20 protein-coding genes are annotated in these 21,239 nt (G+C 67.9%); 6 read left to right on the top strand and 14 right to left on the bottom strand.

All coding sequences use genetic code 11. The features are described from left to right. Positions 1-311 precede the first annotated feature (311 nt). The 4 genes from V2S85_RS16715 to accD form a co-directional block, all read right to left on the bottom strand. A complete protein-coding gene (locus V2S85_RS16715) occupies positions 312-1,259 on the bottom strand; it encodes an acetyl-CoA carboxylase carboxyltransferase subunit alpha (protein ID WP_330704044.1) in 948 nt (315 codons plus the stop codon). A 194-nt stretch (positions 1,260-1,453) separates the two neighbouring features. Then, complete coding sequence (gene accC, locus V2S85_RS16710) at positions 1,454-2,806, bottom strand: acetyl-CoA carboxylase biotin carboxylase subunit (protein WP_330703974.1); 1,353 nt, start codon at positions 2,804-2,806, stop codon at positions 1,454-1,456. 13 nt (positions 2,807-2,819) lie between these two features. Next, entirely contained in the window at positions 2,820-3,281 is a 462-nt protein-coding gene (gene accB / locus V2S85_RS16705) for an acetyl-CoA carboxylase biotin carboxyl carrier protein (protein WP_069707424.1), read from the bottom strand. Next, positions 3,278-4,126 carry an acetyl-CoA carboxylase, carboxyltransferase subunit beta gene (accD, locus tag V2S85_RS16700; RefSeq protein WP_330703973.1) on the bottom strand — a complete coding sequence of 283 codons (849 nt, stop codon included), beginning with the start codon at positions 4,124-4,126 and terminating at the stop codon, positions 3,278-3,280. The genes accB and accD overlap by 4 nt, the downstream gene beginning before the upstream one ends. A 444-nt stretch (positions 4,127-4,570) precedes the next feature. Here accD and fdhD point away from each other — a divergent pair, with 444 nt between their 5' ends. From fdhD to V2S85_RS16670, 6 genes are all read left to right on the top strand, one after another. Then, the gene (gene fdhD / locus V2S85_RS16695) at positions 4,571-5,443 is read left to right on the top strand and encodes a formate dehydrogenase accessory sulfurtransferase FdhD (RefSeq protein ID WP_330703972.1); all 873 of its coding nucleotides are present in this window, start codon (positions 4,571-4,573) and stop codon (positions 5,441-5,443) included. Positions 5,444-5,480: 37 nt separating this feature from the next. Continuing rightward, complete coding sequence (locus V2S85_RS16690) at positions 5,481-6,701, top strand: toxic anion resistance protein (RefSeq protein WP_330703971.1); 1,221 nt, start codon at positions 5,481-5,483, stop codon at positions 6,699-6,701. A 6-nt stretch (positions 6,702-6,707) separates the two neighbouring features. Beyond that, on the top strand, positions 6,708-7,406 hold the full coding sequence (locus tag V2S85_RS16685; protein ID WP_330703970.1) for a hypothetical protein: 699 nt from the start codon (positions 6,708-6,710) through the stop codon (positions 7,404-7,406). A 17-nt stretch (positions 7,407-7,423) separates the two neighbouring features. Next, positions 7,424-8,047: a YqiJ family protein gene (locus V2S85_RS16680; RefSeq protein ID WP_330704043.1), complete on the top strand. Its 624-nt coding sequence runs from the start codon at positions 7,424-7,426 to the stop codon at positions 8,045-8,047. Positions 8,048-8,234: 187 nt separating this feature from the next. Then, positions 8,235-9,902 carry a flotillin family protein gene (locus V2S85_RS16675; RefSeq protein ID WP_330703969.1) on the top strand — a complete coding sequence of 556 codons (1,668 nt, stop codon included), beginning with the start codon at positions 8,235-8,237 and terminating at the stop codon, positions 9,900-9,902. A gap of 75 nt (positions 9,903-9,977) precedes the next feature. Further along, on the top strand, positions 9,978-10,343 hold the full coding sequence (locus tag V2S85_RS16670) for an EthD domain-containing protein (RefSeq protein ID WP_330703968.1): 366 nt from the start codon (positions 9,978-9,980) through the stop codon (positions 10,341-10,343). Between the two features lie 49 nt (positions 10,344-10,392). Here V2S85_RS16670 and V2S85_RS16665 read toward each other — a convergent pair whose 3' ends face one another. The 10 genes from V2S85_RS16665 to V2S85_RS16620 form a co-directional block, all read right to left on the bottom strand. Next, the gene (locus V2S85_RS16665) at positions 10,393-10,872 is read right to left on the bottom strand and encodes an EF-hand domain-containing protein (protein WP_330703967.1); all 480 of its coding nucleotides are present in this window, start codon (positions 10,870-10,872) and stop codon (positions 10,393-10,395) included. Between the two features lie 26 nt (positions 10,873-10,898). Beyond that, positions 10,899-11,714 carry a DUF4198 domain-containing protein gene (locus tag V2S85_RS16660; RefSeq protein WP_330703966.1) on the bottom strand — a complete coding sequence of 272 codons (816 nt, stop codon included), beginning with the start codon at positions 11,712-11,714 and terminating at the stop codon, positions 10,899-10,901. 29 nt (positions 11,715-11,743) lie between these two features. After that, positions 11,744-12,571, bottom strand: a complete 828-nt coding sequence (locus V2S85_RS16655) for a TonB family protein (protein ID WP_330703965.1) — start codon at positions 12,569-12,571, stop codon at positions 11,744-11,746. A gap of 16 nt (positions 12,572-12,587) precedes the next feature. Continuing rightward, on the bottom strand, positions 12,588-14,600 hold the full coding sequence (locus V2S85_RS16650; protein ID WP_330703964.1) for a TonB-dependent receptor plug domain-containing protein: 2,013 nt from the start codon (positions 14,598-14,600) through the stop codon (positions 12,588-12,590). Between the two features lie 107 nt (positions 14,601-14,707). After that, a complete protein-coding gene (locus tag V2S85_RS16645; protein ID WP_330703963.1) occupies positions 14,708-15,193 on the bottom strand; it encodes a hypothetical protein in 486 nt (161 codons plus the stop codon). Positions 15,194-15,308: 115 nt separating this feature from the next. After that, positions 15,309-15,950: an NrsF family protein gene (locus tag V2S85_RS16640; RefSeq protein WP_330703962.1), complete on the bottom strand. Its 642-nt coding sequence runs from the start codon at positions 15,948-15,950 to the stop codon at positions 15,309-15,311. After that, positions 15,940-16,443 carry a sigma-70 family RNA polymerase sigma factor gene (locus V2S85_RS16635; protein WP_419198209.1) on the bottom strand — a complete coding sequence of 168 codons (504 nt, stop codon included), beginning with the start codon at positions 16,441-16,443 and terminating at the stop codon, positions 15,940-15,942. Before V2S85_RS16635 ends, V2S85_RS16640 begins: the two co-directional genes overlap by 11 nt. 189 nt (positions 16,444-16,632) lie before the next feature. Further along, positions 16,633-17,250: a TetR/AcrR family transcriptional regulator gene (locus V2S85_RS16630; protein WP_330703960.1), complete on the bottom strand. Its 618-nt coding sequence runs from the start codon at positions 17,248-17,250 to the stop codon at positions 16,633-16,635. A 54-nt stretch (positions 17,251-17,304) separates the two neighbouring features. Further along, positions 17,305-18,669: a carbohydrate porin gene (locus V2S85_RS16625; protein ID WP_330703959.1), complete on the bottom strand. Its 1,365-nt coding sequence runs from the start codon at positions 18,667-18,669 to the stop codon at positions 17,305-17,307. A gap of 107 nt (positions 18,670-18,776) precedes the next feature. Beyond that, positions 18,777-21,206 carry a glucose/quinate/shikimate family membrane-bound PQQ-dependent dehydrogenase gene (locus V2S85_RS16620; RefSeq protein ID WP_330703958.1) on the bottom strand — a complete coding sequence of 810 codons (2,430 nt, stop codon included), beginning with the start codon at positions 21,204-21,206 and terminating at the stop codon, positions 18,777-18,779. Between the last annotated feature and the right edge of the window lie 33 nt (positions 21,207-21,239).

Raw genomic sequence — 21,239 nt, 5'->3', positions numbered from 1 at the left:
TTTCGCGGGTTTCCGGCACGCCCTGTCCCGCCGAAACGGGTCCTGTTGGGCGGACGGGTTATCGGTTGGGGGTGTTGCGGTCCAACAGCATTAATCGGACATGGCGTGCGAGAAATTGGAGCGGGGGCGTTCGGGGACACGCGGGGGGCTTCGACAAGCTCAGCCTGAGCGGGATTGAGATACTGCGCTACCTCCGCTCACCCTGAGCTTGTCGAAGGGTCAGGCTGAGCTTGTCGAAGCCCCTGCAGTCCAAGCCGACAGCCGTGCTGCTCAGGCCAGCGGTCCCGGATCAAGTCCGGGACGACGGATGTTCAGAGCGAACCGATCGCCAGGAAGCGGTCTTCGCGCTGGCGGACCAACTCAGCGCGCGAACGGCGGCTCAGCGCATCGAGTTCGCGGCCAACCGCATCGGCCAGTGCGCGAGCGGTGGCGGCGGGGTCGCGGTGCGCGCCACCCAGCGGTTCGGGGACGATGCCGTCGATGACCTTGAGACCCAGCAGGTCCTGCGCCGTGACCTTCATCGCGGTCGCCGCATCCGCAGCCTTGTCGGGCGTGCGCCACAGGATCGAGGATGCGCCCTCGGGCGAGATCACCGAGTAGACCGAGTGCTCCAGCATCAGCACGGTGTTGGCGGCGGCGATCGCCACCGCGCCGCCCGAGCCGCCTTCGCCCACGATCACCGCCACCATCGGCACGCCGAGGGCAAGACAGGCCTCGGTCGAGCGGGCGATGGCTTCGGCCTGGCCGCGTTCCTCGGCCTCGACGCCGGGGAAGGCACCTGCGGTGTCGACCAGCGTGACGACCGGCAGGCCGAACTTGCTGGCCATTTCCATCAGGCGGATCGCCTTGCGGTAGCCTTCGGGCTTGGCCATGCCGAAGTTGTGCTTGATGCGGGTGGTCGTGTCGTGGCCCTTTTCGTGGCCGATGACCATGACCTTGCGGCCATCCAGCGTGGCGAGGCCGCCGATGATCGCGGCGTCCTCACCGTAGAGGCGGTCACCGCCCAGCGCGACGAAATCGGTGAAGATCAGGCGCAGGTAATCGACGAAGTGCGGGCGCTGCGGGTGGCGCGCCACCTGCGTCTTCTGCCACGGGGTCAGCTTCGCGTAGGTCGCCTCCAGCATGCCGGAGCTTTTCTTGGCGAGCTTGTCGATCTCGCTCTCGATGTCGAGGTCGCTGCCGTCGGCGGTGGCGCGCAGTTCGGCGATGCGCGCTTCCAGCTCGGCGATCGGCTTTTCAAAATCGAGGAACGAAATCATGCTCTTCCAGTCCGTGTCGTCGGCGCTGTGTGCGACCGATACCACAATGCCTTTACTCACTCGTCACCCTGAACTTGTTTCAGGGTCCATTTCGCCGTTCACACGGCGGCCTGATCGGCACGATGGACCCTGAAACAAGTTCAGGGTGACGCGGTGGTATGGGGCTAGCGTTGGGTCTGCCCCATACCGATACTTCAGTCGGCGGCGCGCTTCGCCAGCCAGTCTTCCAGCCACTTGATCGTGTAGTCGCCCGAGTTGAACTCGGGGTCCTCGAGCAGTGCCTGATGCAGCGGGATCGAGGTCTTCACACCGTCGATCACCATCTCGCCCAGCGCGCGCTTCAGGCGCATGATCGCGCCGTTGCGGCTGCGGCCAGAGACGATCAGCTTGCCGATCATCGAATCGTAGTACGGCGGGATACGATAGCCGGCGTAGAGCCCGGAATCGACGCGCACGTTCATGCCGCCTGCCGCGTGGTAGCCCGTGACCTGACCCGGCGAGGGGGTGAAGTTCCACGGGTCTTCCGCGTTGATGCGGCACTCGATGGCGTGGCCCTTGAACTCGATCTCGTGCTGCTTGAACGAGAGCGGCTGGCCGTCGGCGATGCGGATCTGTTCGCGCACCAGATCGACGCCGGTGATGGCCTCGGTCACCGGATGCTCCACCTGCAGGCGGGTGTTCATCTCGATGAAGTAGAACTCGCCGTTTTCCCAGAGGAACTCGATCGTGCCCGCGCCGCGATAGGCCATGTCGGCCATCGCCTTCGAGACGATGCCCCCCATGCGGTCGCGCTCTTCCGGCGTGATGACGGGCGAGGGGGCCTCTTCCAGCACCTTCTGGTGGCGGCGCTGGAGCGAGCAGTCGCGCTCGCCGAGGTGCACCGCTTCGCCGTTGCCGTCGCCGAACACCTGGAATTCGATATGGCGCGGGTTGCCGAGGTACTTTTCCATGTAGACCGTGGCGTCACCGAAGGCCGCCTTGGCCTCCGAACGGGCCTGGCCCATCTGGCTTTCCAGTTCCTCAGGGCTGTTCACGACCTTCATGCCGCGACCACCACCGCCCGAAGCGGCCTTGATGATGACCGGGTAGCCGATCGTCTCGGCCAGCGCGCGCGCCTCGTCGAAGTCCTCGATCGCGCCGTCCGAACCCGGGACCAGCGGAAGGCCGAGCGCGCCTGCTGTGCGCTTGGCCTCGACCTTGTCGCCCATCGTGCGGATGTGCTCGGGCTTGGGGCCGACCCACTTCAGGCCGTGCGCCTCGACGATCTCGGCGAAGCGGGCGTTCTCGGAGAGGAAGCCGTAGCCGGGATGCACGGCGTCGGCCTGCGTGATCTCGGCGGCCGAGATGATGGCGGCGACGTTGAGGTAGCTGTCCTTCGCGGCGGGCGGGCCGATGCAGACCGCGTGGTCTGCCAGGCGCACGTGCATCGCGTCGGCGTCGGCGGTCGAGTGGACCGCGACGGTCTCGATGCCCATCTCGTGCGCGGCACGGTGGATGCGCAGCGCGATTTCGCCGCGGTTGGCAATCAGGAGGCGCTTGATGGCCATGTCAGTCCCGCTCTCAGCCGATCACGACGAGCGGCTGGTCGTATTCGACCGGCTGCTGGTTGTCGACGAGGATCGCGGTGACGGTGCCCGCCTTGGGCGCGACGATCTGGTTCATGACCTTCATGGCCTCGACGATGAGGAGCACGTCGCCCTGCTTCACGGTCTTGCCGACCGAGATGAAGTCGGGCGCGCCCGGCTCTGCGGCGAGGTAGACGGTGCCGACCATCGGCGACTTCACGGCATCGACCGGCGCGGCGGCAGCGACGGGCGCGGCCTCTGCGGCGGCGGCAACCGGCGCGGCGGCAGCGGCAGGCGCCGGAGCATAGCCCATCGGCGGCAGGCTGGCGGCCATCTGCTGGACCATCTGGCGCGAGACGCGGATCTTGCGATCGCCGTCCTCGACCTCGATCTCGGTCAGGCCGGTGTCGGCCAGCAGCTCTGCGAGCTCGCGTACCAGGGCGCTATCGATATTCACGCGACTTCCTTTCGTGCAAGATAACCGAGCAGCGTTGCCAGTGTGTCTTTCAGGTCCTTGCGGTGGACCACCATGTCGACCATGCCGTGGGCATGGAGGTACTCGGCGCGCTGGAAGCCGTCGGGGAGTTTTTCTCGGATCGTATCCTGGATCACGCGCTGGCCGGCAAAGCCGATGAGCGCGCCGGGTTCGGCGATCTGCACATCGCCGAGCATGGCGTAGCTGGCGGTGACGCCGCCGGTGGTGGGATCGGTCAGGACGACGATGTAGGGCAGGCCCGCTGCGGCAAGGCGGCGGGTGGCAACGGTGGTCTTGGGCATCTGCATGAGGGACAGGATGCCCTCCTGCATGCGCGCGCCGCCCGCAGCGGTGACGATGACGTAGGCGCAGTTCTCGGCGATCGCCTTCTCGGCACCGGCGACGAAGGCTTCGCCCACGGCCATGCCCATCGAGCCGCCCATGAATTTGAAGTCCTGCACGCCCAGCACGGCCTTGGCGCCGTTCACGGCGCCAAAGGCGTTGGTCAGCGCATCGGGATAGGGGTTGGCGGCGCGGGCGGCCTTGAGGCGGTCGGGATACTTCTTGGTATCGCGGAAATTCAGAGGGTTCTCGGGAACCTTGGGGGTCGGCAGGACGGTGTAGCCGGTGTCCAGCAGCAGGTCGAAGCGGGCCTTGGCGCCGATGCGGCCATGGTGCTCGCACTTCGGGCAGACCGAAAGATTGGCCTCGAATTCCTTGATGAAGAGCATCTCGCCGCAGCTGGCGCACTTCATCCAGAGGTCATCGGGCGTATCGCGCTTGGCGAGGCTCGATATGGAATTTCGGACTTTGTCGAGCCAACTCATTCGATTTCGTACCAATCTTCGTGGAAAAGGGCCTTCGAGACTGGCCTTTTCCCCTTTGTTTCGGCGCGTCTCGTGCGCGTACGGCGGCGACCCGGAAGAACGCCGGAGCCGTACGAGGCGCGCCCATTAGAGGAATCCGCGTGAGGGTCGCAAGCCAATTCGCCCGGACCTGTGGGCAACTGCGCGGTACGAGCATCGCCGGGGCGTAGCGGGGCGGCGATATGACGGCGCAGATTGGATACGAAAACCGGGCGTTATCGGCGTTGACGCCACTCCCGCCCTGCAATCGTATTCATACGCTTTCCCTAAGCGGAAAGGAGTGGTTTTCGTCATCCCGGACTTGATCCTGGACCGTGGGCGGTCTTTAGATGTGGTCATCGGCGGCGCTCCGGCGCAAAGCCAGGCATAAATGCCGCCCTGCGCCGGGATGACGAGGAACTGCGATTGACCACCCCCGGCTCCATTCCCGTCGCTGCCCATCGCAACGCTTATGGCGACGAGCCGGGCGAGCCTTTCGAGCTTTCCGTCCCCATCGAGGCGCCCGTCGCGATCGAGACCAACGGCATTGCCTATGCCGTGATGATGGCGACTCCGCTGGCGCTGGAGGACTTCGTCACCGGCTTCCTGATGGCCGAGGGGCTCGCAGAGGCGCACGAAGTCGGCGAAGTTGCGGTCCATCGAACCGAGGATGCGCAGTGGGGGACGGGCTACGTCGCGCGTGTCAACCTGCCGGCCGAGCGCCTTGGCCCGATCCTGGAGCGCGCCCGGCGGCGGGTGGGCGACAGTTCCTGCGGCATCTGCGGCATCGAGGGCGTGGAAGCGGCGTTGCGCTCGCTGCCGCCGTTGCCTCGGGCATCGCAGGCGAGTCCGCAGGCGATCCACAGGGCGCTCGGCGCGCTGGCGGCGGGGCAGGAACTCGGCCGCCACACCCGCGCCACCCATGCCGCCGCGTTCTGCGACGAGGAAGGGCGGCTCGTGGCCCTGCGCGAGGATGTCGGGCGGCATAACGCGCTCGACAAGCTGGTCGGCGCGCTGGCGCGGGCCAATGGCGGACAGTGCGTCGATCCGTCGCTGGGGTTCATCGTCATGACCTCGCGCTGTTCCTACGAACTGGTCGAGAAGACCGTGCGCGCCGGGTGCCCGCTACTGGTGACGATCTCGGCGCCGAGCGACCTCGCGGTGCGCCGCGCACTGGCGGCGGGGCTCAGGCTGGCGGTGGTAGCGCGCGGGGATTCCATGCTCATGGTCGATCCCGATCAACGGTTCGTCGAAGGCGAGAGGCCGGTTATCCTTGCAGACAGGGCGGAGCGAACATAGGTTCGCGGACAACCGGGTTTTTCACGAGGATTACTGCATGGCCACGGCCACCGAAACTGCTGGCGAACTCAAGCTGACCCCGCCCGACCCCGTGCCGGTGGTCCAGCCCGAGCGGGCCGCCGGCCTCGTCCCCGTAGGCGACGAGGCGAAGAGCAAGCTGCAGGTGCGTGTTGCCGAGTTCGTCGACGATCTCGTCGCGCAGGATGCCGCCTCGCCCGAATTCGGCCGCCGGGTGGACCAGCTGACCAGCATGGGCCGCAAGGAGATTGCCGAGGCCTCGGGCCATTCCAACCGCTTCCTCGACCGCCCGGTGCGGGCGATGGACAAGGATGCGGGCGTGGGCGCCGACCTTGCCGAATTGCGCCGCACGGTGGAAGACCTTGACCCCAGCCGGAAGGGCAACCTCATGGCGCCGCGCAAGCTGTTCGGGGTGATCCCGTTCGGCTCCAAGCTGCGCAACTACTTCGACGGCTATACCAGCGCGCAAGGGCACATCAGCGCGATCCTCGCGCGGCTTCAGGGCGGCAAGGACGAACTGCTGATGGACAATGCCGCCATCGACGTGGAGCGGCAGAACCTCTGGGCCGCGATGGGCAAGCTGGAGCAGATGATCTACATGTCCCGCGCGCTCGACCAGGCGCTGGAGGACAAGGCCAACGACCTCGACCACACCGATCCCGCCAAGGCCAAGGCGGTGCGGGAGAGCGCGCTGTTCTACGTACGCCAGCGCACGCAGGATCTGCTGACTCAGATGGCGGTGTCGGTACAGGGCTACCTCGCGCTCGATCTGGTCAAGAAGAACAACGTCGAGCTGGTGAAGGGCGTCGATCGCGCCTCGACCACCACGGTCGGCGCGCTGCGCACGGCGGTGACGGTGGCGCAGGCGATGGCGAACCAGAAGCTGGTGCTCGAACAGATCACCGCGCTCAACACGACGACCGCCAACATCATCGACGCCACCGGCCAGATGCTCAAGGACAACACCGCGCGCATCCACGAGCAGGCTGCGAACTCGACGATCCCGCTGGAGACGCTGAGCCGCGCGTTCCAGAACATCTACGACACGATGGATTCGATCGACACCTTCAAGGTGAAGGCGCTTGATTCGATGAAGCAGACGATCACCTCGCTCGAAGGGGAGATCGGCAAGTCCAAGGCCTACGTCGCCCGCGCACAGGGCCAGTCCGAGGGGCTGGCGGTGACAGAAGGCGGGGCTGGGGGTACCGGCGCGAAGTCGCTGCTGGAGGCGCTGGACTAAGCGACGATGGCCCAGGTTCCTTCCCGCGTATCGCAGGACGTGGTGCGCGCCGCCCGGCGCCAGCGCGCCGCACGCATCTACAACGCCCGCAAGGAGCAGTGGCGCTTTCGCATGCGCCGCCTGCGCCGCGCCTTCCTGGCGATGGCGGGTATCTACATCGCCGGGCTGGTCGCGGCGCTGGCGCTGGGCGGCGTCTCGTTCCTGGCGACGCTGCTGACGGTGCTGCTGGGGCTGGCGGTCTTCGTGGTGCTCTCGATCTTTCCGGCCAGCCCGCGCACCCATGTCGAGGACATGAACGCGGCCAGCCTGCCCGAGCTGGCCGGCGCCACCGAACTGTGGCTGGAAGGCCGGCGCAAGGCGCTGCCCAATGCCGCCGTCGATGCGATCGACATGATCGGCGTGCGGCTGGAACAGCTGTCCCCGCAACTGGCGGTGCTCGACGAGCGTGGCCCTGCCGCGCGCGAGGTGCGCAAGCTGCTGACCGAACATTTGCCGGGGATGGTCGACAGCTACACCCGCATCCCCGCGCAGCTGCGCGGGAGGGCGGGTTCCGGCGGCACTTCACCGTCCGAGCAACTGGTCGACGGGCTGTGCGTCATCGCCGACCAGATCGAGGCGATGAGCGAGGACTTGTCCCGCAACGACGTCGATGCGCTGGCGACGCGCGGGCGCTTCCTCGAAGTGAAGTACCAGGGCGAGGAATGACCCCGGGCGTGATCGAGATGCTGACCCGCGCGGAAAGCCTGCCGTTCTCGGTGGCGCTGGCGCTCATGCTGATGCTGGCCCTGCTGCAGGTTGTCGGCGCGGGCGATCTGATCGGCGGCGATACCGACTTCGACATCGATGCGCATGGCGGCCACGTCTCGCTCGACGCCGGGCTGCTGTCGTTCGTCGGGCTCGGCCGGGTGCCGTTTCTGATGTGGCTGATGCTGCTGTTGATCGTGTTCGGGCTGACCGGGCTGCTGGGGCAGGAACTGCTGATTGCGCTGACCGGCCATCCGCTGACCGCGTGGATCATGGGCCCGCTCGCCGCCTTGGTGTCGCTCCCGCTGACCGGCGCCGTTGCGCGTCCGCTGGGACGCATCATGCCGCGTGACGAGACGACCGCGATCGATGTCATGCTGCTGGTCGGGCGCGAGGCGGAAATCGTCATCGGCACTGCCACGCAAGGCTCCCCGGCGCGGGGGCGGGTGGTGGATCACCACGGCCACCCGCATCACGTCATGGTCGAGCCCGACAATGAGGGCCAGCGCTTCGTCCAGGGCGAAAAGGTGCTGCTGGTGCGCCGCGAGGGCGAACTGTTCAAGGCCATCGCGCGCGGGGATCATTACCTGCCGCGGTTGTGACGGCTGGGGCTTCGACAAGCTCAGCCTGAGCGGGAATGGAAGACCTGCTCTAAACACCGCTCAGGCTGAGCTTGTCGAAGCCCCCGCCGGACACGGTGCACTCGATTTTAATCCCGGTTTTCCTTGCCCCGTCACGATCCCGGGCTAGCATCGCCAGGGACGACTACAATCTGGGGGAATCACTAAAATGCAGGATCTTGTCGGCATCGCCATCATCGCCGGCATCGCGCTGTTCGTGCTGCTGGCGCTCACCCTCATGATCGCGCGGCTCTACAAGCGCGCGACCAAGGAGATCGGCTTCGTGCGCACCGGCTTCGGCGGCGAGAAGGTGGTGATGAACGGCGGCGCGCTGGTCCTGCCGGTGTTCCACGAGACGATGCCGGTCAACATGAACACCGTGCGGCTCGCGGTAGAGCGCAAGAACCAGGATGCGCTCATCACGCTCGATCGCCTGCGGATCGACGTGAAGGCGGAGTTCTACGTGCGTGTGCGCCCCGATGCCGGAGCCATCGCCATGGCCGCGCAGACGCTGGGCCAGCGCACCATGCACCCGGAGGCGCTCAAGGAACTGGTCGAGGGCAAGTTCGTCGATGCGCTGCGCTCGGTCGCGGCAGGGATGACGATGAACCAGTTGCACGAACAGCGTGCGGACTTCGTGCAGAAGGTGCAGCAGGTTTCCTCCTCCGACCTCGCGATGAACGGGCTGGAGCTGGAATCGGTGTCGCTGACCGGGCTCGACCAGACATCGATCGAGCACTTCAACGCCAACAACGCGTTCGACGCCGAGGGCTTGACCAAGCTGACCGAGCAGATCGAACTGCGCAAGAAGGCGCGCAACGACATCGAGCAGGAAACCCGCGTTCAGATCGAGACGAAGAACCTCGAAGCCGCGCGCCAGACCTTCTCGATCCAGCGCGAGAACGAATTCGCCAGGCTGGAGCAGGAACGCGAGGTCGAGATGCGCCGCGCCGAGCAGGCGGCGGAGATCGGCCGCGAGCAGGCCGCGCGCGGGCGTGAGGCCGACGAGGCGCGCATCCTCGCCAAGCAGCAGGTCGATGCCCGCCAGATCGAGGCGGACCGGGCTATCCAGGAAGCGCGCATCGCGCAGGCCCAGGCGGTCGAACTCGCCCGTCAGGAGCAGCAGATCGCGGTCCAGAACAAGAGTCGCGAAGAAAGCCAGGCCAAGTCCGAGGCCGACGCCGCACGCGCCAAGGCGGTCGCCGCCGAGGAACAGGTGACCACCAGCCGCGAGACCGAAGTGGCCGAGCGCGCCAAGCGCATCGAACTGATCGAGGCCAGCAAGGAAGCCGAGCGCCAGGCGATCTCGGTCAAGGTCCAGGCCGAGGCCGAGAAGGCCGCCGCTACCAACCGCGCCGAGGCCGTCCGCGTCGAGGCCGAGGGCGAGGCCGAGGCGGAGAAGCTGCGGGCCGATGCGGCGCGCGTGCGCTTCGAGGTCGAGGCGGCAGGCCAGCGCGCCATCAACGAGGCGGCCAACCTCCTGAGCAGCGACCAGATCTCGCTGCAGATGAAGATGGCGCTCCTGAAAGTGCTGCCCGAAGTCGTGCGCGAGAGCGTGCGGCCGCTGGAGGCGATCGATTCGATCAAGATCGTGCAGGTCGATGGACTCACCCAGAAGGGCGGTTCGGGCGGCGGCGCCTCGGCAGCAGGTGGTTCGGGCAACCTCGCCAACGATGCGGTCAGCGCCGCGCTTGCCTATCGTGCGCAGGCCCCCGTGATCGACGGGTTGATGAAGGAACTCGGCCTCGACGGTGCCTCGCTGGCGACGATGGTGGCGGGGGCGGTTGAACCGGCGGCGGGCGAGAATGGGGTCTATCGGCCGAAGCCGGCGAAATAGGGATCGCCGGGGCGGCGGGCCCCGGTGCTTGCGTCATGCTATCGCTTCTCCCGGCGCGACCAGGGAGAGGCGGGCATGGCATACAAGATCCTGCTGTTCATGAAGCGGCGCCCCGACCTCACGGTCGAGGCGTTCCGCGAATATTACGAGACCCGGCATGCCCCGCTCGCCCAGCGATATTCGCGCGGGGTGAGGCGCTACTTGCGGCGCTACATCGATCCGCAGCCGCATCCCGAGACCGGCGCTTTCCTTGACGGACCCGACGTCATCACCGAACTGTGGTTCGAGGACGAGGCGATCTACCGCGCGGCGCTCGGCTACATCACCACCAGCCTGATGCCGGCGGAGATCGTCGCGGACGAGAAGGCCCTGTTCGACCGGTCCTCCTTCCGCATCGCCACCGTGGTGGAGTGCGAGAGTGCCGGAGTGGGCGAAGGCTGATGGCGGCACCCCTGCGCGGACGGGTCCGCGCAGGGGGCGCCCGGCCCGGTCAGTACGACCCGGAGCTGTCCTTGGCATCGACGACGCCGTCGCCATTGGTATCGAGCTTTTCGAACATGCGCTCGCCCGAGGCGTTGAATTCGGCCAGCGTCAGGTTGCCGTCCTTGTCGGTGTCGAGCACCCCGAAGCGGACGTGAGCCTGCTTGAGCTGGCCTTCCGGCACGGCGGCGTCCTTGCCGAAGCGGGCCGTGAACTCGCCTACATACTCCGCCTCGCTGACCTTGCCGTCGCCGTCGAGGTCGAAGGTCTTGTACTTGGCGGCACGGGCGGCGGCGAATTCCGCGGCGGTGACGCGGCCGTCGTGGTCGGTGTCGTTCTCGCGCACGAAGGCGTCCTTGCCGTGGCCCGGCGCGACCCGGCGTTCGGTTTCGGTGTGGCCGGCATGGTCGCCGGCGGCGTCCTGCGCGAAGGCGGCCTGCGGGCTTGCGAGGGCGAGTGCCAGGCCGGCGTAGATGAGGGTCTTGGTCATGGTCTTCTCCGTTGCGTAAGTTCGGGTCACTCTTCCACCTGGAAGGTGAGCGAAGTGGTGTAGCTGCGCTCGTCCGTGCCTGATCCCGGCGGCGCATCGGCGCGGTGCCGGGTCATCAGCACGTAGACGCCGGGGCGCTGGAAACGCAGCACGGCCTTGCCCTGCGCGTCGGTCCTGACGACGCGGTGGTCGACCGCTTCCTCGTAGTCGGCGCCGCCCCGGTCGAGAACCAGCTCCTGCCCGGCCATCGGCTTGCCGTCGAACAGTACCGTCAGCGCGAAGGGCGTGTCGAGGTAGAGTTCGCTGGGATGCGTGACCGGCTGGATGCGCAGCCGCCCGATCGCCACGTCCACGGGCGCGCGGGTGGGCTGCTTCTTGGTCACGTAGACGTCGGCGACGGTCTCGGTCTGGCTGGTGCGGACTTGCGCGGCGTCCTTGGGCGCCTCGCCGTGGACCGGACGCCACTCGCCGCCGACCAGCGCGCTCTTGCCCACGCGGCCGAGCCTGACGCCGGTGGTGAAGCGATACGTGCCCTCCGCCTCGATCGGGCTTTCGAGGATCACCAGCTGCTTGAGCGGGGTGATCGACTGGAAGCTGCCGCGCGATCCGTCGGGCAGGACGACGTGGTAGTCGCTGGAATCGACGGGGACTTCGGGGCGGAAGAACGTCTCCGCGAAGGCGGATTCGATCGTCACCATCTTCTCCGTATTGGCCGCGAAGACCTTGGGCAGGAGATAGGACGTATGCGCGAGCGCGGCGCCCGGCGCGATGCCGAGGGCGGTGGCGGATGCGGCGGCGCAGAGCAGCGCGGCGATCCGGCGGAACGATGTGGGACTGGCCATGGCTACGGTTTTCCTCGTGAATTCGGGGGTCATTGCCCGGTGATCTCGAACGTGAAGCTGTGCGCGGCGCCGTCCGGCGGGCGCGGGAAGGGCGCGGCGCGGCGCACCAGCTGCAGCGCTTCGGCGTCGAAGCGGGACGAGCCCGAACCGCGTGCGACATGGATCGCCCTGGCCGCTCCGTTGGGTTCGACGGTGAAGCCGACGAGGACCGCGCCCGCGCCGATCGTGTTGCCGCGCCGGTAGCGCTGGAGGTGCTGGTAGACGCGGCCGTTGAAGTTGCCGACGGCGGAATTGCCGGCCTGGTCAGTGCGGCCGCCGCCGCTGCCGCCCGATCCCCTGGCCGGGGTTTCGGCCGCGTTTTCCGCCATGCGGGACTGCGGGCCGCTCGCCGCAGCCGGGGCGACGACGGCTTGTGCGGGTATCAGCCGGGCCACGGGCATCGCGCGCGTGGTGCTGGCCGCGGTGCCGTCGCCGGTGCGGCCCGCTCCCCCGCCGCCCGCCTGCGCGGCGGGGGAAGGGACGGGCTGCGGCGAAGGACGCGCCTGCGGCTCGGCCATGGCGACCTGGGAAGGTGCTTCAACCGGTTTGGCGGAAGCGCGTTCCTGCGGTCTTTCGGGCGTGGCGGAAGGCTGCGGCCTGGGACCGGGGCCGCCTTCGCGCATGGACAGGTCGATGCTGACGAGGGACGCGCGGGTGCCGCCCTCCACCAGCGTCGCTTCGGTCCAGGTCATTGCGAGCAGCGCCGCGACCAGCGCATGCGCGCCGATCGAGGCGGCCATGGCATTGAGGTCCACTCTCGAAAAAGTGGAGGCACGCCAGCCCTGCCCCGGCTGCAGCCAGCCCATCCAGGATGCCATGGCCACCTCTCCCCCCTCAGAACATCTTCGAGAGAGCGGCCTTGAAGTTGCGGCCGGTCGCGGGCCGCGTCGACAAGGCGGACTGGTAGTAGGTGTCGAAGATGTTCTCCACGCTCAGGCGCAGCGCGACGTTCTCGAAGATGCCGCCGCTTGGCTTGATCGTGGCGCGCAGGTTGTGGACGTCGAAGCCCTCGTGCTCGGTGCCGTTGATGTCGAGGTCTTCGGCGAGCGTGGTTTCCCAGCGCACGTCCAGCAGCTTGCCGAAGCGCTTGCCGGCCGAGAGCATGTAGGTCTTCTGCGGCAGGTTGGTCCAGTCGTCGATCACGCCGGTGGTGCGCAGGCGCTCGCCATCGGGAATGGTGGCGTTGAAATCGAAGTAGAGCCCGCTCGTCGTGGCGTAGGACGCCTCGATCTCGAAGCCGTCGAGATAGACCTCGCTCACGCCAGAATAGGACGTGTTGTCGGTCATCTGGGTGTCGTAGTAGTTGACCTTGATCGCCAGATGGTCGCCCCGGCCGAGCAGGTCGGTGCGGTCGAACGAGCCGCCGGCTTCCCAGGTGCGGCTCTTTTCCGGCTGGTTCATGTAGGTGGCGTTGTCGAGGTCGTCGATGATCGGCAGGTTGCGGGTGCGTGCCCAGCTGCCGAAGGCGGCGAGGCCGAACGGCAGCTCGTAGCGGGCCGAGACGCCGCCCATCCAGGCCTGGTTGTTGTAGGATACCGGCGTGCCGGTGCGGTTGGACTTGATGTTCGAGGTTTCCCAGCGGATCGCCGGGCTCAGCGTGAAGCCCTGGAACAGGCCGATCTCGTCCACCGCGAAGGCGGCCATGCGATTGTCGGTGCCGCCCGGCGCGCTGCTGGCGTCGGCGCGCTTCTTGTGGATGTACTCGACGCCGAAGTGCAGGTTGTGGCGGATCGGGCCGGTGGTGAACAGCGCCGCGTTCTTCAGCGTGATCTTGGAGGTTTCGTAGCGGTGGTCGGCGTCGAGCACGGCCGAGATCGGGGTGCCGACCGCGCTCTGGTCGATCTCCTGGTTGGCGTAAGTGTAGAGCAACTGGAGGTTGACCGCGTCATTGTCGACCGGATCGTAGGCGTAGGACACCGTCAGTACCTGGCTCTTGGTGTCGCGGTCGACGTTGCCGAATACCCCGGCGGTGGTGCCGAAGCTGTCGTAGGGCACGTCGCGGTCGCTGGTGGTGGTCTGGTTGAAGCTGGCGGCGATGGTGTGGGCGTTGTCGGCACCGAAGTGGAACGCGCCCTTCACCAGGAAGCCGGGCAGGTCGAACTTGCTGTTGCCGATGTCGTCGCCGTGGCCGTCCTGCTGCGTGCTCTGCGTGCGCCAGGTGTAGTTCGCCAGGAACTCGAACTGTTCGGTCGGCATCGCCGCGACGGTGGTGGACGTGGCGAAGCCGTTGCCGTTGGTCTGGCCGGATACCGTCTGGCTGGCGGTGATGCCGGTCTTGCCGTGCAGGACGGTGGACGCATCGTTGGTCTCCAGCAGCACGACGCCGCCGATGATGCCCGAGCCCCATTCGAAGCTGCCGACCGTGCCGCGGATCACCTGCGCCTGCTTGTAGAGCAGCGGATCGGTGAACAGCTGGGTGCCGACGCGGTAGATTTCCTCGGAACCGGTGGTCGCGCCATCGACCACGAAGGCGACCTTCTGGTCGGTGCCATACGTGCCGTTGGCGCCGAAGCCGCGGATGTTGATGCCCGAGCCGATCGGCGTCGAGCCGTTGATAAGGGTGACGCCGGGCACCGAATCCAGCAGCTCGGCGATGGTCGAGGCCTGGCGATCCTCGATCTCCTCACGTCCGACCACGGTGATCGGCGTGGCGGTGTCGGTGCGGATCGCGCGGGCGCTCTCGCCGATGTCGATGGTGCCCAGGAAGTTGCCCTCGGCGCCCTTCTCCTGCGCTTCCTTCCCGGTCGCGGCGTCCTGCGACTGATCCTGCGCGGCGGCCGGGACGGCGGCCAGGAAAGCGACAGCGGATGCGCCGCCGAGCGCGCGGGCGGCAAAACTACGAAGCATGACTATTCCCCTTGTGCTAATGCGAGTCGGTTGCATTAGCGGGTCGGGGAATACGCGATGACGCTCCGGGGTAAAGTGTTTTTTTGTAACAGACGGCGGTTCGGTTATTACGCGCCCACAGGCGGGCGGCGCCGCAGGTGGATGATCTGGGCTGTCACGCCGACGATCAGCGCGGCCAGCAGGAAGCCCTGCGCGCCCAGCAGAACCGGCGATTTCAGGTCGGTCACCAGCGGATGCCCGTCCGGCACGCGGCGCAGGATTTCCGAGACGGTCGGCACCATCAACAGGAAGGCCGTCACGCTCAGCAGGATGGTTTCCGGATAGATGGTCAGCGATCGCGGCAGGGGCAGGGCGGCGACGCCATAGCCCGCCAGCAGCAGCACGATCGTCGCCGTGCCGATGCCGTAGCTGATCGGCTGGTGGGCGACCAGGAAGACCGTGGTGGCCCCCAGCAGCATCGAAAGGAAGTATACCTTGCCGAGCCAGTTGCGGGGTGTGATCCGGCCATGGCGCAGGATCATGCAGGCGGCGGCTGGAATGGCCGGCAGGCTGCCGATCGTGTGAATCCATCCCAAGGGCGATATTCCGAACATCTGTGCATCCTTCTCGTGATGATGGCGCGGCGTGGGCGCGCGGATCCGCTGCCCCTTCGCGAGGAGGGGTCGTGCGGGGACCGGGTGTGGAAAGCGGCTTGGAGCCTGGACCGGCTCAGAGTCTGAACCGCTGGGCCAGCAGCCAGCGGCCCATGGCGGTGACCCCGAGGCAGGCGGCGGCATACCAGACGATGACGTAGAGCGGGTCGTTGGCAGGGCAGCAGAAGGCGAAGACCAGGGCGCCGCAGGCGCCTGCGGCAAGTCCGCAGGCGAGGGCACTGCGCTCCTGATGCGTGGGGGCGCCGCGCCGCATCAGCAGGGCGAGGATGCCCATGACCGGCAGCGAGACGACCAGGATGGACAAGGCGCACAGCATCCCGTGCAGCGGCGAGAGCCGCTCCAGCAGCGCATCGCCGTGCGCGCCGGCGGGGGCGATGAACAGGCCGGCGACCGCCAGCCCGCCCGCGAGCGCGATGGCGACGGAAAGGCCGGCGCGGGACGATGCGGTGGGCGCGAAAGAGCGGATCGCGGCGGCGCAGCTTACCCCGGCCAGCAGGACGAGGCCGCCCAGCTTCCATTGCATGTAGGCAGATCCGATCGCCTGCCCCATGTCCGGCCGCATCAGTCCCAGCGCCCGGAACAGCGCGATCTCGAGCATGCAGGCCGCGATCACGATCGCCGCGTCGCGCCAGGCGCTACGCCGTCGCACCGGGGCGAGATCGGCGGACAGGCGGCGGATCAGGGCGTCACTCGACATCGTCGGTCTTCTCTATGAATGCGGTCAGGCGGGCGAGGCCGCGGTGGATGTTCATCTTGACTGCGGAGGCGGACAGCCCGGTCTCGTGCGAGGCGTCCTCGATGGTGTATCCCTGCAGCTTGACGAGGGCGATCACCTGGGCCTGCGCCGGGCGCAGCTGCTCCAGCAGGCTGGCCAGCACGGTGGCGCTGGTCACCATCGCCTCGTGATCGCTGATCGCCAGGTCGTCCGGCAGCGCGTCGGTCGGACGGCGGCCGATGCCGCGCAACTGATCGATCCACTTGCGCTTGGCGATCGCCGCCAGCCAGGCGCGCAGGGGATAGGCCGGATCGTAAGTGTGCCGCCGCCGGTGGACCGCCAGCAGCGTTTCCTGCACCGCATCGTCGACTTCGCCCGGCGGCAGGCGGCGCTCGAAGTAGCGCTGCAGCCACGGCGCCAGTTCGCCCAGCAGGCGGCGGTAGGCACCGCCATGGCCATCCTGCGCGGCGATCATCAGCCGGTCCCACTCCGCGCAAGGGGAGGGCCGGGCGCGCGCCTGCCCCTCGCCCCGGGGCGAGGGGCGCTGGATCAGCGTGAGGAGAGGGTGCAGGCGCATGATGGTCTATTCGACCGAAACGCCCGGCAAGTCACATGCCGCCCGAAATTTTTATCCGATGCCCGCTCGATCGTCGCGGGCGCGGGTTCACGCCGCGCGGCAATAGGCGGTGACGGTCTCGACCACCTGTTCGCGCCGGCGCGCGGCGGCGGCTTCGCTGGTGGTGTCGGCCTTGAAGATCGTCGCGAAGGTATAGCGGTTGGAGACGAAGTAGAAGGCCAGCGCGCTGATCGTCATGTGCAGGTCCACCGCGTCGATGCCCGCCCGGAAGCTGCCGTCGGCGACGCCCCGCTCGATCAGGGCGCGGGTGCCGGGGAGCACCATCTCGTTCTGCGCTTCCACCACGCTGCCGACATGGGGCGCGCGGCGCATGTTCTCGTCCATCACCAGCCGGACGAGTTCGGGGTGGTGGAAGTGATAGTCGAATGTCAGCGCCGTCAGCCGTTCCAGCGCCTGCAGCGGCGGCAGCTCGTCCAGCCCGGCGTCGAGTTCGGCCGAGCGGATGCCGCGATAGGCCTCGGTCAGGACGGCGCGGTAGAGGCCTTCCTTGCTGCCGAAGTGGTAGTAGATCATCCGCTTCGAGGTTGCCGTCGCCGCGGCGATCTCGTCCACGCGGGCGCCGGCGAAGCCCTTGTCGGCGAAGTGGGAGGTGGCGACGGCGACGATGTCGCGCCGGTTGCGTTCGGTAAAGCCCTGATCCTGCATGTCTTGCGTCCTATGGCCGGGGAGGCACGGGGCGGGCAATTCCTTTTGTCGCGATCAGATCTGCATCTTGACCTGCACGCCCAGCGCCAGCGCATCGTGGGTATGGCGCTGCGAGAAGGCGCCGGGATCGATGATGTACTGCACGTCCGGCCGGATGTTCAGCCAGCGGGCGACCTGCACGCCGTAGCTCAGCTCGATCGCGGTCTCGCCTTCGGGCAGGGCGGTGTAGCCGTCGCCGATTTCCGCTTCCGCCTCCGCATGAGCCGCGCGCAGGCGCTCGTTCACTTGCGCATGGATGACGCCGAGCGCCACCGTATCGGCATCGCGCCCGGCGAACGTGCCGAGCTTGAGCAGGCCCACCGCGTACCAGCGGGTGATCTGCGCCGACTGCTCGGGATTGGCGGTGAAGTGGCCGAAGATCGACAGGCCCCGCGTGCCGTCGCCGCCGCGATCGCGCAGGATCATCTGGTCGCCCAGCACATAGCCGCCGAAGCGGCTGCCGACTTGTCCGGTGCGTCCCTGCCGCGCGGCGTTCGCGGTATCGAAGTAGAAGCCCACCTTGTAATGGCCGGGCATCACGTGGCTTCCCGGCGTGGTGCCCGGATCGTACTCCAGCTCGATCGGCAGCAGCACCCCGGTGGTCTTGCCGGCGAAAGGCTTGAACGCGTTCCTTTCCAGACCAAGCTCGGGGTTCACCTGGTAGACGCCCGTGCGCACGATCAGGTCCGGGCGCAGCTTGTAGCGCACCGCAGCGCCCCAGCGCGCGTTCGGGTAGTTGTACCAGCCTGTGTTGCCGCTTTCCGAAAGCGGGTGGGCGCAGAAGGCCGCGTTGACCAGGTTGCAGCCGATCGCCAGGCCGCCCAGGTCGTTGCCCATCGCGAAGAAGCCGACCCGCAGGTTCAGTCGGCCGCCATCGAGGTTCTGCTCCCACGACAATTCGCCGAGGCGGGCATAGGGGCCGCCGGCGGCCTCCTGGATGGGCAGGCGGTTGCCCACGAAGTCGGACGAGATGCCGATGCCGCGACGGTCGTTGATGGTGACGTGGATCGCGCCGCCGGCAATGCCGGCGATCTTGTCCATGTCGAAGTCGGCGCCCGCGCGGATCTGCTGCGTATAGGCGGTGCCGCGCCGTTGCCCGCCATCGACGGCGGAGAACGTCTCGGAGACGTAGTCGGCCCGGATGCTGATGCCGGCGTCCTTGAGGGTGGTGCGCAGACCACCCCAGTCGCCGGTCAGCGTGTCGCGCGGGTGCGGTGCCTGCGGCGGCTTCGCGGTGGATGCGGCTTGCGGTTGGGCCTGGCGTTGGGCCGAACGGTCCTGCGCGGCGGCGGCCTCTTCGGCGTCATCGGCAAGGGCGGGGGCCGAGAATGTCAGTGCGCAGCCGGCGAGCGTCGCGAGGGAAACGGTGCGGTGGCCCATGGCCTCTCCTCCTCGATCGGCCTGCCGCGCCGGAAGGTGCGGCGGGCCGATCGGTCCTTATGGCATAGCGGGAAGGGGAGCGGGCATCCGGCCCGCTCCCGTCGGGGTCAGGGCAGCTTGTAAGCGATCACGTAGTCGCCGCGCTCGGGCGACTGGCGCGCGCCGCCGGCGGTGATGACGACGTACTGCTTGCCGGTCCTGGCGGACTTGTAGCTCATCGGCCCGCCCTGGCTGCCGACGGGCAGGCGGCCCTTCCACAGCTCCTTGCCGCTGCCCGAATCGAAGGCGCGCAAGTAGAAGTCCTGGGTGCCGGCGATGAAGACGAGGCCGCCCTGCGTGGCGAGCGTGCCGCCCAGCGTCGGCATGCCGATCGGGATCGGCAGGCCCATGCGGATGCCCATCGGGCCGGTGTCCTCGACGGTGCCGACGGGAACCTGCCACTTTACCTTGTGGGTGTTCATGTCGATCGCCGTCAGGGTGCCGAACGGCGGGGCCTGGCAGGGGATGCCCAGAGCCGAGAGGAACCGGTCCTTGGTCACCGAGTAGGGCGTGCCCTTCATCGGCACGCTGCCCATGCCGGTGTTGGTGGCCTCGCCCGCCGCGCCGGACTTGCCCTGCTGGGCCTTCGTCTGCGGGAACATCTGGACCCACAGGCCAAGGCGCATGTCGTTGGCGAAGATGGTCCGGGTGTTCGGGTCGAACGACAGGCTGCCCCAGTTCATGCCGCCGAGCGAACCCGGGAACTGCAGCGCCTTGTCGGTGCCCGGGGCCGTGTAGAGCCCTTCGTAGCGCATGCCCTTGAAGGCGATGCGGCACATCAACTGGTCGAACGGGGTGGCGCCCCACATGTCGGCCTCGGTCAGCGTCTGCGTGCCGATCTGCGGCATGCCGACCGACTTGGGCTGGGTCAGCGCATAAGGCTCGTTCGGGATGTCGGCGGCCTTCACCGGGGTCTCGACGACCTTGGTGAGCGGCTTGCCGGTCCTGCGGTCGAGCACGTAGATCTGCCCGGCCTTGGTGCCGATGACGACGGCCGGCACCATGCCGCGACCCTTGACCGGGAAGTCGACGAGGCTCGGCTGCATCGGCAGGTCGAAGTCCCACAAGTCGTTGTGGACGGTCTGGTAGTGCCATTTCTCCTTGCCGGTCGTCGCGTCGAGCGCGAGGACCGAGGCGCCGTACTTGTGGTCGAGCGCGCTGCGGGTCACGCCGTAGAGATCGACCGAGGCGCTGCCCACCGGCATGTAGACGGTGTTGGACGCCGGGTCGTACGACATTGCCGACCACACGTTCGGGGTCGAGCGGGCATATGTCTGGCCCTTGGCGGGCATGCCGGTGATCGCCGGGTTGCCCGGGTCGAAGGCCCAACGCAGCTTGCCGGTGACGACGTCGAAGCCGCGCATCACGCCGCCGGGCATGTCGACCTGGACATTGTCCGCCACGCGCCCGCCGACGACGACGGTGGTGCCGGCCAGCGTCGGCGCGGCGGTCAACTGGTACTGCGGATCGGGCGCGTCGCCGAGGCCCGCCTTGAGGTCGACGACGCCGTCGACGCCGAAGCCGGGGCAGAACTTGCCGGTATCCGCGTCGATCGCGATCAGGCGCGCGTCGATGGTGTTCATCAGCAGGCGGCGCTGGCACGGCGCGCCCTCGGGCACGGTGACGGCGCTGACCGGGGTGGAGCCGGGCAGGTCGGGCTGCCGGATCGGCGCGCGCGCGTCGAAGTAGGCGAGGCCGCGGCAGCGCATCCACACCGAGGCGTGGGCGTTGACTTCGGCCTTCCATTTCTCGCGGCCGGTGTCGGCGTCGAGCGCGATGACGTTGTTGTGCGGGGTGCAGATGTAGACGGTGTCGCCGACCTGCAGCGGGGTGTCCTGGTCCTCGGCGCCATTGCCGTCGCTCTCGGCGACGTCGCCGGTGCGGTAGGTCCAGGCGACCTGCAGGTTCTTCACGTTGTCGCGGGTGATCTGGTCGAGCGCGACGAAGCGGTTGCCGCCGGCGGTATTGCCGTAGGCCTGCCAGTCCTTCTGCTCATGCGCCGGATCGACGGGGAACAGCGCGGCCTCGGTCCCGGCGAAGGGGACGGTGGGGTGCGGCACGAACATCGCGGCGAAACCGGCGGCGGAGCCGAGACCGACGACGGCGGCGACGGCCAATGCCGGGCGCCATGCCGGGGCGAGGCCCTGCGCGCGGCGCATCAGCGGCAGCGAGAGCGCCACCACGCTCATCCCCACGCCCAGCGCCAGCAGGCGCGAGATCAGGGGCCAGAACGCGAAGCCGACTTCCCACAGCGCCCACAGCACGGTCGCCGCGAACACGGCGCCAAACAGCATCCCGCCCGCCGGGCGCCGGCGCGCGATCAGGAAGCCGGAAGCGGCCAGGGCCAGGCCGGCGAGCAGGAAGTAGACGCTGCCGCCAAGGCTGACCAGCCGGGCGCCGGCGATCACGAAGAACAGGCCCGCGGCGAAGATGACGATGCCGAGCACCGCCAGCCATATCCGGCTCGGCAGACTGCTCGCTTGAATTGTGCCGGACACGCGGCTTCTCCTGCTTTTTTTCTCACCGGTCCT

The sequence above is a fragment of the Novosphingobium resinovorum genome (genome assembly GCF_036352595.1).
GTDB classification, from domain to species: domain Bacteria; phylum Pseudomonadota; class Alphaproteobacteria; order Sphingomonadales; family Sphingomonadaceae; genus Novosphingobium; species Novosphingobium resinovorum_B.
The sequence above is the reverse complement of the archived record's forward strand: the minus strand, read 5'-3'. Positions and strand labels throughout refer to the sequence as shown.